Source organism: Megamonas funiformis, assembly GCF_010669225.1.
Taxonomy (GTDB): domain Bacteria; phylum Bacillota; class Negativicutes; order Selenomonadales; family Selenomonadaceae; genus Megamonas; species Megamonas funiformis.
This window is the reverse complement of the sequence record NZ_CP048627.1, coordinates 1097785-1110543: the sequence shown is the minus strand read 5'-3', so window position 1 is coordinate 1110543 and position 12759 is coordinate 1097785. Positions and strand designations below refer to the sequence as shown.

The 12759-nt window shown below is 30.5% G+C and carries 13 protein-coding genes; 5 read left to right on the top strand and 8 right to left on the bottom strand.

The window, feature by feature from the left end:
• Positions 1-49: 49 nt before the first annotated feature.
• From folK to trpS, 5 genes are all read right to left on the bottom strand, one after another.
• Positions 50-874, bottom strand: coding sequence for a 2-amino-4-hydroxy-6-hydroxymethyldihydropteridine diphosphokinase (folK, locus tag GXM21_RS05475; RefSeq protein WP_008538086.1), 825 nt, complete (start codon positions 872-874; stop codon positions 50-52).
• Complete coding sequence (gene folP / locus GXM21_RS05470) at positions 874-1692, bottom strand: dihydropteroate synthase (protein WP_008538087.1); 819 nt, start codon at positions 1690-1692, stop codon at positions 874-876. Before folP ends, folK begins: the two co-directional genes overlap by 1 nt.
• A gap of 18 nt (positions 1693-1710) precedes the next feature.
• Positions 1711-2199 (bottom strand): HD domain-containing protein, encoded by a 489-nt coding sequence (locus GXM21_RS05465; protein WP_008538089.1) that lies wholly within the window; start codon positions 2197-2199, stop codon positions 1711-1713.
• Between the two features lie 124 nt (positions 2200-2323).
• Complete coding sequence (locus GXM21_RS05460; protein WP_008538091.1) at positions 2324-4366, bottom strand: OPT family oligopeptide transporter; 2043 nt, start codon at positions 4364-4366, stop codon at positions 2324-2326.
• A gap of 481 nt (positions 4367-4847) precedes the next feature.
• Positions 4848-5942, bottom strand: coding sequence for a tryptophan--tRNA ligase (trpS, locus tag GXM21_RS05455; RefSeq protein WP_008538092.1), 1095 nt, complete (start codon positions 5940-5942; stop codon positions 4848-4850).
• 192 nt (positions 5943-6134) lie between these two features.
• Here trpS and GXM21_RS05450 point away from each other — a divergent pair, with 192 nt between their 5' ends.
• On the top strand, positions 6135-6779 hold the full coding sequence (locus GXM21_RS05450) for a lactate utilization protein (RefSeq protein WP_008538093.1): 645 nt from the start codon (positions 6135-6137) through the stop codon (positions 6777-6779).
• Between the two features lie 32 nt (positions 6780-6811).
• Here GXM21_RS05450 and GXM21_RS05445 read toward each other — a convergent pair whose 3' ends face one another.
• Genes GXM21_RS05445 through GXM21_RS05435 form a run of 3 tightly spaced genes read right to left on the bottom strand, consistent with a single transcriptional unit; the run spans position 6812 to position 9089 of the window.
• Positions 6812-7678: a DMT family transporter gene (locus GXM21_RS05445; protein WP_026296915.1), complete on the bottom strand. Its 867-nt coding sequence runs from the start codon at positions 7676-7678 to the stop codon at positions 6812-6814.
• A gap of 14 nt (positions 7679-7692) precedes the next feature.
• The gene (locus GXM21_RS05440) at positions 7693-8808 is read right to left on the bottom strand and encodes a relaxase/mobilization nuclease domain-containing protein (protein WP_008538095.1); all 1116 of its coding nucleotides are present in this window, start codon (positions 8806-8808) and stop codon (positions 7693-7695) included.
• Complete coding sequence (locus GXM21_RS05435; RefSeq protein ID WP_008538096.1) at positions 8760-9089, bottom strand: plasmid mobilization protein; 330 nt, start codon at positions 9087-9089, stop codon at positions 8760-8762. The genes GXM21_RS05440 and GXM21_RS05435 overlap by 49 nt, the downstream gene beginning before the upstream one ends.
• 196 nt (positions 9090-9285) lie before the next feature.
• Here GXM21_RS05435 and GXM21_RS05430 point away from each other — a divergent pair, with 196 nt between their 5' ends.
• The 4 genes from GXM21_RS05430 (at position 9286) to GXM21_RS05415 (ending at position 12731) form a co-directional block, all read left to right on the top strand.
• Entirely contained in the window at positions 9286-10203 is a 918-nt protein-coding gene (locus GXM21_RS05430; RefSeq protein WP_008538097.1) for an NAD(P)/FAD-dependent oxidoreductase, read from the top strand.
• A 140-nt stretch (positions 10204-10343) separates the two neighbouring features.
• Entirely contained in the window at positions 10344-11030 is a 687-nt protein-coding gene (gene thyX, locus GXM21_RS05425; protein ID WP_026296914.1) for an FAD-dependent thymidylate synthase, read from the top strand.
• Between the two features lie 32 nt (positions 11031-11062).
• Entirely contained in the window at positions 11063-11917 is an 855-nt protein-coding gene (rlmB, locus tag GXM21_RS05420; RefSeq protein ID WP_008538099.1) for a 23S rRNA (guanosine(2251)-2'-O)-methyltransferase RlmB, read from the top strand.
• A gap of 55 nt (positions 11918-11972) precedes the next feature.
• Positions 11973-12731, top strand: coding sequence for a DeoR/GlpR family DNA-binding transcription regulator (locus GXM21_RS05415; protein WP_008538100.1), 759 nt, complete (start codon positions 11973-11975; stop codon positions 12729-12731).
• The last annotated feature ends 28 nt before the right edge of the window (positions 12732-12759 follow it).

Below are 12759 nucleotides of genomic sequence, written 5' to 3'. Positions count from 1 at the left end.
AGTTGTAATCACTTGATTATATATCATTTGATTACAACTTTTTTAATTTCTATTGTTTTTTAGCCATCAATTCAGCATACATATCACTAATGGTTTTTCTATATACAGGATGTAATTTATACGGAGCAATCTGCATTAATGGTTTTAATACAAAATCACGATTTTTCATATCTGGATGCGGAACTATCAAATCATCTTCACTTATAATATCATCATCATAAAAAATTATATCTAAATCTAAAGTTCTAGGGCCCCAATGTATTTTACGCTCTCTACCTGCATGTTCCTCTACTTTTTGCAAAATCTGTAATAATTCATCTGCTGGTAAAAGTGTTTCTATCTTCATAACACCATTTAAAAATACATCTTGTTCCACATTTCCATATGGTTCTGTAACAATTTTATCTGAAATAGCTACTATATTTATCTGTGGTAAATTGCTCAAAGCTTCAATAGCTTCATCTATAAATTTCTCTTTATCTCCTAAATTAGAGCCGAACGCTACAAAAGCTTCATGCCAGCCACGTTCAATTTCTACAGATACGGACTCAAATTCCTTTTCAATAGGTGCATGTGGCTTTCTAATTTCCAATAAAACACTTTTTACTAATTTAAACTCCAATAATAATGCCTGTGCTAATTGTTCAGCTACAGTTTCAATCAAATCATAAGTATGCTTAGTCATAAAATCATGAATAAAATCGCATACTGTTCCATAATTAGTAGAAGCGTCTAAATCATCATTCATGCCAGCTTTTCTTGTATTTGTATATAATTCAGCATTAACATAAAAATACTGACCTTTTTCTTTTTCTTCATCATATACTCCATGATAAGCATATACTTCTAAATTATCAATGCGAATTATATCCATCAAAAATTACCTCCAGCATATTTTATAGCTTCTGCCATTTTTATAGCTCTTAAATTTTCTTTTATATCATGAACTCGTACAAAATCATAATCTGCTAACACTGCCATAATAGATGTAGTAATTGTACCTTCTACTCTCTCATCAGCAGGTAAATCCAAAGTCAATCCTACCACAGATTTTCTTGAAGCTCCTAATAATAAAGGAAAATTCAATTTGTGTAGACTAGATAAATTTTTTAACATAATTAAATTTTGCTCATATGTTTTAGCAAAACCAATACCAGGATCTAAAATTATCTTATCTTTTTTTATTCCAGCATTTTGAACAATATCTATAGTTTCTTGTAAATCCTCCACTACATCAGTCAAAAAATCTTTATAATTCGTATCTTTGCGATTATGCATCAAACAGCAAGCTACATCATTTTCTGCTATAACTTTTGCTAAAATATCATCATATTTTAAGCCCCAAATATCATTGATTAAATCAGCACCTGCTTTTATTCCTTCTTTAGCTACATTTCCCTTATATGTATCTAAAGATATTGGCACATCAAACTCTTTTTTCAAATTTTCAATAACAGGAACAATACGTGATATTTCCTCATCATCACTCAAAAGTGTATATCCAGGTCTTGTTGACTCTCCGCCAACATCTATGATATCTACACCCTCTTTTATCATTTCTTGCACATGAAATAAAGCTTTATCTAAAGAATTAAATCTACCACCATCGGAAAATGAATCAGGTGTTACATTCAAAATTCCCATAATATAAGTATGTCTGCCAAAATCAAACTCTCTACTACCAATTTTCATAAAAAATACCTCAAATAATTAATATTTTAATTTTAAATTTTTCTTTTCATCTTTCCAATTACAAATAGGCTCAACTTGACAACAAAAACAAGTCCTACTCATTTTATCTGCTCGATACAATAACCCATTTAAATTCTTTTCTTCACTAGTTTTACTATCTCTATGTTTTAAAATAGCTTCAATGATTTGATTTTTTTCTTCTACAGTGAAATCGCAATCATCTAAAATTAAAGGAGCAATCTGCGCACTAGATATTTCATGACCAATTCCTTGACGATATTGAATATGACGACCAATATCATGTAGTAAAGCTGTCGCATAAATCATATCATCACTAATTTTTAAATCTTCTTTTACATTTAAAATCATCATCAATCTAGCCACATCTAAAAAATGACCCATATCATGTCGGCAAAAAATACGATTTGTTTCCTCTTTATCTATCTCTTTATAACATTTCTTAAATATTCTATGTCGTATAATCGTATTTTTACAATCAAAATTCATCTTCTTTGCTCCCTAAAATTCTAAAAAATACATATAAATCATTATAAAAGAAATCCTACAATTAAACAATAAAAAAAACGACTTCTACTCAAATTATCATAGAAGTCGTTTTTTATTACACTAATTATTTATTTAATTTCGCAGTGATAACACGACGAGCAAATTCAATAATTAATAAAATATTTACTAACAAGCCGAGCCATTGGGCTGTATCACCAAAGCTATCGCCTACCATACGAAGTGGAGCTTCACTACCGCCAGATGTTACAGAAACAACGATAACACCAGCAAGTAATACACCCATTAAGGATTCACCAACGATCATACCAGAGGCAAATAAGATACCACGACGATTGCATGTATCTACATCATCAGCAACATTTTGAGGGCTACGAACTTCTGCACGTTTACGTAAATAACGATTTACTACATAAGAAAGTACAGCACCTACTACAAGTGGCATCTGTAAAGTTGGAGGAAGATATATACCCATACCTACAGCAAGAGGTGGTAAGCTAAGATTTTTTGTAGATTTTTTCAAGAGTACATCAATGATGATAATAATAATACCAAAGATTACACCATAAAGAATATATGACCAATCCATGCTATTATTGAAAATACCTTTAGCAATAGTTGCCATCAAAGTAGCCTGTGGAGCAGACAATACCTGATTTGGATCCATATCAGGACGAGGCATTGCACCTGGGAAACCATATGCTTCATAAAGTAAGTTGAGTACAGGAGCAATAGCGATCGCACCAGCGATACAACCGATTAATAAAGCTACCTGCTGTTTCCATGGAGTTGCACCAACAAGTAAACCAGTTTTTAAATCCTGTAAGTTATCATTAGAAATAGCGGCAATACTTGTAATAACACTTGTGATAAAAATAGCAAATGCAGTAGCAAATAAAGTACCATATTCAGAGCTAAATAAACCTGCAAGGTTACCTAATGCTAATACTACAAGGGAAGAAACAATGATACCTAAAATACCAATACCAGAAATTGGACTGGAAGAAGTACCGATAAGACCTGCCATGTAACCGCAAGCAGCAGCTACGAAGAAGCCCATACCTACAGCAACAATAATACCAACTACTATGTACAACAAAGTCATACCTGTGGATAAATTGCCACCAGCTAAGAAGGAATAGAATACACCTATTAAACCGATAATGATTAATACGAATACAATACCAATGCTTTTTGGTGTCATATCTGTATCCATACGATGCAAATTATCGTTAGATACACTATTATCAGATACAGCTTTAATAGACATTTTAATACCATCTAAAATAGGTTTTAATAAAGTAATTAAAGTCCAAATAGCAGCAATACCAATTGTACCTGCACCCATAAAACGAATTTTAGAAGACCAAATGCTAGTAGCTACTTCACCGATATCTACACCAACTGGAATATCAGATATAGACATGAAATATGGTACAAAACCTAACCAAGTAACAACTAAACCAAATAAAATTGCTAAACCACTAGCAAGACCAATAAGGTAACCTGCACCTAATAAAGCAGGAGAAAAACCTAATGGAAGACAAGTTACTACATTTTTGCCCAAATGAATCCAATTCATCATTTCAGCGGAAAGATATCCAAATCCACTAGAAAATAGATTGATAAGTGCAGCGACAACACCACCACTTACAATATCTTTCATGCCAGTAACGCCTTTTTTCTCGCTAGCACTACCAACTTTCAAAATTTCAGCAGCAGCACGACCTTCTGGATAAGGCAAATCTGTATTAACTACCATTGCACGACGAAGTGGAATAGTGAATAATACCCCTAAGCATCCACCACATGCGCAAATCATTAAAGTTTGCCAAAATTGGAAGCCTTGCCAATAACCAATCATCAATAAACCAGGAATAACGAAAATTACTGCGGATAATGTACCAGCAGCAGATGCTTGAGTCTGTACAAGGTTATTTTCTAAAATATTAGAATCCTTGCACATACGCAAGATAGCCATAGAAATAATTGCAGCTGGAATAGCAGAAGAAAATGTAAGTCCTACTTTCAATCCTAGATACACGTTAGATGCAGTAAATACTATTGTTATAAATAAACCAAGTATGACCCCTCTAAGTGTAAGTTCAGGCAATTTTAATTCATGGCTCATGAAATCATGATTTTTCATAAATAAAATCTCCTTTTTTATAAAATCATGATATATTGTACAATAGTATTGTACAAAGTGCAATACTAAATACACATTAAAAACATTTTTATTTTTACATAAATTACGTAAAAAGCTCTTGTTTTTTACTAAAATTTTATATAAAGCAAACAAAAATCTAATAAATACAGATTGTTTTCTTAGAAATTATATTTTTATTTATCATAATGTCCATATTAAGAAGAAAATATCAATTTCACAAGTTAACAATTTATTTATATCTATTAACAGCATAAACTTAATGTAAAGTTATATTTTACAATCTAGTATCCTGTTAAAAGACATTTTTATTTTATTATATTTTAGTAATACTTTAAATTTATTATCGAAAAAAATGAAAAAATATGCATTTATTATTAAAGTTATTTTATTGCTATTAAAAACAAAAAACTCCCCATAAAATCTAAAAAATAAAATTCTATGGGAAGTTTTCCTAAAATAATTATTTAACTTCTTTATATTTATCAATCTGTTGATTTAATAATTCAATATCATCAAAATAATTTATTTTCATAGCATCTTTTACTTCATGCAATGTTTGTTGAGCTACTTCACGAGCTACTTCAGAACCTTCTTTTAAAATCTGATATACATAAGCAATATCTTTTTGATATTCTTTACGACGATTTCTAATTGGTTCAAATTCTTCTTGTAATACAGCATTCAAGAATTTTTTAACTTTAACATCACCAAGACCGCCACGTTGATAATGAACTTTTAATTCATCTAAATTATTATAATCAGGTAAATATTTAGCAAAATGTTCATCTTTGCAGAATGCATCTAAGTAAATAAATACTGTATTACCTTCTATTTTACCTGGGTCAGAAACTTTGATATGGTCAGGGTCTGTATACATGCTCATTACTTTTTGTTTAATGACATCAGCTTCATCAGATAAATAAATGCAGTTTCCTAAGGATTTACTCATTTTAGCTTTACCATCAATGCCAGGAAGACGTAAACAAGCTTTGTTATCTGGAAGTAAGATATCTGGTTCTACTAAAGTTTCTGTATTATACAACATATTAAAACGACGAACAATTTCTCTTGTCTGTTCAATCATTGGCTCTTGGTCTTCACCAACTGGTACAGTTGTCGCTTTAAAAGCTGTAATATCAGAAGCCTGACTTACTGGATAAGCTAAAAAACCAACAGGAATACTTGCTTCAAAATTACGCATTTGAATTTCAGATTTAACTGTAGGATTTCTCTGTAAACGAGATACAGTAACAAGGTTCATATAATAACATGTTAATTCACAAAGCTGTGGAATTTGTGATTGCACAAAAATTGTGGATTTTTTAGGGTCAATGCCACAAGCTAAATAATCCAAAGCTACTTCTAATACATTCTGACGAACTTTTTCTGGATTATCTGCATTATCTGTAAGTGCTTGAGCATCAGCAATCATAATGAAAATCTTTTCAAATTCTCCAGAATTTTGTAATTCTACACGTCTTTTTAAAGAACCTACATAATGACCAATATGTAAACGACCAGTAGGTCTATCTCCTGTTAAAATAATTTTACCCATAATTAACCTCCGCAATCTATTACTAATAAACTTTATTATTAATATTTATATATTTAATATAATATAGATTTAAATCTCTTTTGTAAATATCAATTTAATTAAGTACTTATTTTTCTTCATTATTATATATCCTTGATAAAGAAATTTTATATTATAATATAAGTAAATACTATTTATATTGGAGATGATTTTATGGCTAGAAATTTACCTCAACAATTGCGTTATGACAAATTAGGCCCTAATGTAGTAAAAGCTCTAACTAAACGTCATTTTGAAGCTTATTACTGTAGCACCAAAGAAGAAGCTTTAGCCCAAGCAATTAAATTAATTCCTGAAAAAGATGTTATTTCATGGGGAGGCTCTATTTCTATTGATGAAATTAATTTATTATCCTATGTAAAAGAACATTATCAAGTAATCGACCGCGATAGTGCCAAATCACCAGAAGAACGACTTGACCTCATGCGTAAAGCTCTACTTTGTGATACTTTCCTTATGAGTTCTAATGCTATCAGTGAAGATGGTCAATTAGTAAATATCGACGGTAACGGCAATCGTGTTGCTGCCATGATTTATGGACCTAAAAATGTAATTATAATTGCAGGTATGAATAAAGTAGTAAAAACTCTAGATGATGCTTATGCTCGTGCTAAAAATATAGCTGCTCCTAGCGTTGTCCAACGTTTTCCTAATGCTAAAACACCATGTAATCAAACTGGTGCTTGTCATGATTGCTTATCTAGTGATAGTTGCTGTGCTTATATAGTTACTACTCGTATTTGTCGTCCAGCAAAAAAAATAAAAGTTATCCTAGTAGGCGAAAATCTAGGCTTATAATAAAAAGCTCTCAGAATATCTGAGAGCTTTCTTCATCTTTGTGATATAACTAAGCCAACAATAGCTAATATCATACCTATTAATTTATATAAAGTTATTGGCTCATTTAATACTAAATAAGCAGTAATTACTGTTACCACTGGACAAGCATATATATATACTGTAGTCTTTACTACACCTAAATACTTCGTAGCGAAATTCCATGTCAAAAAACAAATTGCTGAAGCGCCAATTCCTAAATACAACATATTTGCCAAATTTACTGGTTCCAATAAATAAATTAAATCAATATTAAAACCCATAAAAATAACTGGTGGTATCATTAAAATTACGCCATAAAGAAAAATTTCTCTTGTGATAACTATCATATCATAGCCAAATGCACAAATTTTCTTTAATACTACAGCATAAACAGCCCATAAAACAGCAGCTCCTAAAGCTAAGATATCGCCTTTAGGGTTGATATTCAAACTACTTTCTTCTAAGGCAATAAATACTATACCTATCATTGAAATTATAAATCCTACAATAAAAGGCCCTGTTATTGCGTGTTTTCGCAATGTAAAACTAGCTAAAATAGCAGCGAAAAAAGGCGCTGTTGATGAAATAATTCCAACATTTGAAGCATATGTATATGTCAATGCAATATTTTCCATCAAATAATATAAAGTAATTCCTGATAATGCTGCCACTACCAAATATAAACGATGTTCTTCATGCCTTAACTTCAAAGGTTCTGGTCTGATTATATATAAAATACTAAGACCAATTACAAACCTTGTTAATAATATCTCAATTGGCGAAAAATCTACTAATAATATTTTAGTGGATATAAATGTTGTTCCCCAACAAATGATTGTAAATAGTGCCAATAAATGACCTTTCATCGCTACTCCCATTAGTAAAGCCCCTTTTACATTAAATTTTGTTCTATATATTTCAAACAATACGCTTTATTTTCTAAAATTTTATAAATAGTATTATCGTATAAATACCTATCATGTTCTTGATTATAAAAAGCTTTACCTGTTTGAGTTTCTTTTATTAACCAACCTTGTTTTTCCATAAATATATAAAACTCTACTTTAGTTTTTATATTTAATTTATTTATATTATCAATTGTTTTTATTAAATTCTCTATCAAATTATAAAATCCTTGTTTTTTTTCGGATAAATATATTTTTTTATCTAAATCATATTGAAGAGTTTTTCCCCATATCATTTCAATATTACTACGTAGAATTTTATCATCATGAAAAGTTTTAGCTAAAGTTTTATCACTAACTTTTCTATTTTCATCAATATAATTAAAGATAAAATCTTTCTTTAAACGTTCATGTTCCAGTTTTATGCCAACTTTTAATAATTCCTGCTCAAAATATTTAAAGTCTTTATTTCTACTTTTATTTAAAATATCTATTATTTTATCATAAACTGTTTTCTGCCACATTAAATCTCTAAATTGTTCTCTTAAAAAGCTATATTTTTTACGCATATTATATTCATGATTTTTATTTTGAGCAAATATATCTCTTTCAATAACTGATAAATTATATTCTCTGCATAATTCATCAGAACTATATTTTAATTTTTCTAAAGTTTTATTGGCATGTATTTCTATTGTCTTTCCTGTTATAGCATTCACTGAATTGATGATAAAGTGATTATGTATATGTTCTGTATCTAAGTGAGTACATATACATACTTCAAAACCATCTTGAGCAAAATTTTGCATTGCCCATTTTTTTCCTATTTCATGAGCTTTTTCTGGAGTTATTTCATTTGGCTTAAATGATTGCTGAAAATGTTTATACATTTCACTATTTTTATTATCTGTTGCTTTTCGATATAGCTCTTTTGTTGCTATCATTGTATCATATATATTTTTTAATGAACCCCAACAATTCAATGGAGTTATTAATTTTTTCCCTGTTATTGTGGTTATTTTTTCTTCATTAGCAATATAATTTAGAGCTGATTTTAGACTTGCTTTTGTTTTTCCTGCTTTAACGACTTTAATAATTGCCAAAATTCATCACATCCTTGCTGGATTTCTTGTAGTAATTTTTCTGTATTTTCATCTTTTGTTTCTATTTTATTAGATAATTCGTTTACTTTATTTCCTAGGTATTTTATTTGCGATATTGTTTGTTCTAGGTTAGGTATTATGTATATTGGGTTGTTGTTTATGCTGTCTATTATTAGCTGAGTTTTTGATATTTGTGTTTGTTCTAATTTTTGTTTTATTAGTTCATTTTGTTCGGGAGTTAATCTTATGTTTAATTGTAAGCGAGGAGATTTTTTTTTCATTTTTTATTCCTTTCTTTCGTCTAGATTTTTGCTAAGCTTGCTTCTTTATTTCTATCCCTTTCTCTTACTATATATTATGATTCTTTTTTCTGCAATATTTTTGTAGACATTTTGTTGTTTTTTATATTATAATTTAGTTAATGGATAATAATTATTATTTTATAAGAAATATTGATTTTGTATTGTAGGTGATTTTATGTTAGATACTGTTATTATTGGCAGTGGTCCTGCTGGTCTTGCTGCTGCTATATATGCTTCTCGTGCGGCTTTGAATTATGTTGTTTTGGAAAAGGCTGGTTATAGTGGTGGTCAGATTGTTACTACTAATGATTTAGATAATTATCCTGGTATGCCTAATATTGATGGGGCTTCTTTTTCTATGGCACTTCAAGAACATGCTGAAAAATTAGGTGCTGAAATTAAAGAAGCAACTGTAACTGCTATTAAACAAAACGAGGATAATTCATATACTGTAGAAATCGAAGGTCAAGAACCTATTTTGACTAAATCTGTCGTTTTGGCTACTGGTGCTAATCCTCGCACTTTGAATGTTCCTGGAGAACAACAATATTTAAGCCGTGGTGTTTATTATTGTGCTACTTGTGATGGTGCTTTTTATCGCAATAAGACAACTGCTGTTATCGGTGGCGGAAATACTGCTCTTGAAGATGTTTTATTCCTTGCCAAAATCTGTGAAAAAGTTTATTTAATCCATCGTCGTGATGAATTGCGTGGAGATAAACATTCCCAAGAGAAAATTTTTGCTATGCCAAATGTGGAATTTGTAAAATCTGCTTTGCCAAAATCTATCAAAGGGGATAAAAAAGTTTCTGCTATTGAAATTGAATATAAAAAGACTGGCGAAATTGTAGATATTCCTGTAGATGGAATTTTCGTAGCAGTGGGCATGATACCTAATAATCAATTAGTACCTGATTTTGTCAATACTGATGATGCTGGTTATGTCATTGCTGATGAAACAGGTAAAACAAATGCCAAAGGATTTTTTGTGGCTGGTGATTTACGTACAAAAGATTTACGTCAAGTTTTAACTGCTGCTTCTGATGGTGCCAATGCTATTAAATCTGTAACAGATTATTTAAACGAAATTTAATTCTATACTCAAAGAGCAATACTAATTGTTAAATGTAAATTATTAGTATTGCTCTTTTTTACTGCATTTTACTTGTGAAAAGTTTTAAAACTAGTTATAATTAATTTACTTAATTTATATTAGGAGAGTGCTTTACTTTGATTAAAGTTAAACTTATGAAATATACTGCTGAACCAGAGCGTACTGTAGCTATGGCAGCTCGTCTTTGTTATTCTCCTGCTGGTGCAGAGGAATTATCTGAAAAAATGACTGATGAACAAGTTACTAAACTTGTAGAAAAAATTATCAGCATGGGTCATGCTTCCACTATGGAACATGTTACTTTTACATTTGCTATTGAAGGTATTTCTCGCGTGCTCACTCATCAATTAGTGCGCCATCGTATTGCTTCTTATTCTCAACAATCTCAGCGTTATGTAAGTGAACATGATTTTGAATATATTTTACCGCCATCAATCGCTGAAAATGATGAAGCTAAGGCAAAATTTGAAAATCTAATGCATACAATTCGCCAAACTTATGATGAATTAGTAGCTATGGATGTTCCTAAAGAAGATGCTCGTTATGTTTTAGCTAATGCTACCGAAACAAAAGTTTTAGCAACATTTAATGCTCGTTCTCTTCTCAATTTCTTCTCTCTTCGTTGCTGTAATCGCGCTCAATGGGAAATTCGTCAAATGGCATATTTAATGCTTGCTGAAGTTAAAAAAGTAGCTCCACTTTTATTTAAAAATGCAGGTGCAACTTGTGTTCGCACTGGTCGTTGCCCTGAAGGTGCTATGACTTGTGGTAAATTTAAAGAAATGCTTAAATTACGTGAAGAATAATTTATAAAATATTAATAAAAAAGGAGATTATCATGCGTCCAACAAAAAATAAACCTAAAAAAGATAAAAAAAATAAATTTGTAGTAAGTCCTCGTCCGAAGAAAAAAATAAATGATACAAAACAAATTAAACCTAAAAAAGTAGAAATCAGTGAAGATATCTTACTTGGTCGCAATGCTGTTCGTGAAGCCTTAAAAAGTGGTCGTTCTATCAATCGCATCTTGATCGCAGATAGCGCACATGGTGGTTCTATGCCTGAAATTATGACACTTGCTAGAGAACGTCGTATCATTGTACAAAATGTAAATACTGAAAAACTTGATCAAATCTGTGGCGGTCAACGTCATCAAGGTATTGCAGCTTATGCAGCTCCTGTTGATTATGTAGAACTTGATGATATTTTAAATCTTGCTAAAGAACGCAATGAAGATCCATTCATCATCTTATTAGATGAATTAGAAGACCCTCATAATCTCGGTGCAATCTTACGTACTGCTGATGCTGTTGGTGCTCATGGTATTTTAATTCCTAAACATCGCAGTTGCCCATTATCTTCTATCGTAGCTAAAACTTCTGCTGGAGCTTTGGAATATGTTCCTGTAGCTCGCATTGGTAATGTAGTACAAACTTTAGAAGAATTAAAACAAAAAGGTCTTTGGGTAGCTGGAGCAGACATGGACGGTACAGAAAATTATTATGATGCTAATATGACAGGACCTCTCGTTTTAGTTATCGGCAGTGAAGGTCGTGGTGTTAGCCGTCTTACAAAAAATGCTTGCGATTTCATCGTCAAAATCCCAATGCGTGGCAAAGTAAACTCTTTAAATGCTTCCAATGCTGCTGCTATCTTAGCTTATGAAGTCTTAAAACAACGTACTTTAAAATAATTTATTTATATTTATTTGAGCAAAATCTTATTTTATCTTAAGTGGTGATTATTTCATGCTTTATAATGAACGTGTAGAATTAATCTTGCAACAAGTACAATTACAAGCTATTGTAAAAATCAATGATTTAAAAGATTTATTAAATGTTTCTGTTGATACTGTTCGCCGTGATTTAAAAACTATGGAACAAAGTGGTCTAATAAAATGTATACGTGGCGGTGCTTGTTTACCTGATTCATTGCCGTCTTTATCCAATTTTACCGGTAGGGAAGTTCTCAATATAAAATTAAAACGAGAAGCTGCCAAAAAAGCATTAGCTTATATTAAACCTAATGCTATCATTGCTTTAAACTCCGGAACAACTAATACTATATTAGCCCAAGAATTAGTTTTTAAAAAAGATAATATCACTGTCATTACTAATAATTTAGCAGCCATTAATATTTTAATTCAAAATCCAGCAATAAAAATTGTTTCTATTGGCGGAATTATTGATTCTCAAGAAAAATCAACTTATGGTACCACTTGTGAACAAGAATTTGGTCAATATTTTCCTGATATTGCCTTTTTATCTATTAATGCTATAAATTATAAAGATGGCTTCACCGATTTTCGCATATCCGAAATAGGTATTATTAAATTATTATCTCAACGTTCAGAAAAAGTAATTGCCATAATGGATTCTAGTAAGATTGGCAAACGTTCAAAACAAAAAGTATTAAATCTAGATAATGTTGATTTATTATTAACAGATGATAATATTTCACCAATATTAAAAGAAAAATATAAAAATAAAGGTCTTCTCATTGAATAAAAATAGCCATTTTCCTTATCTCTTATTT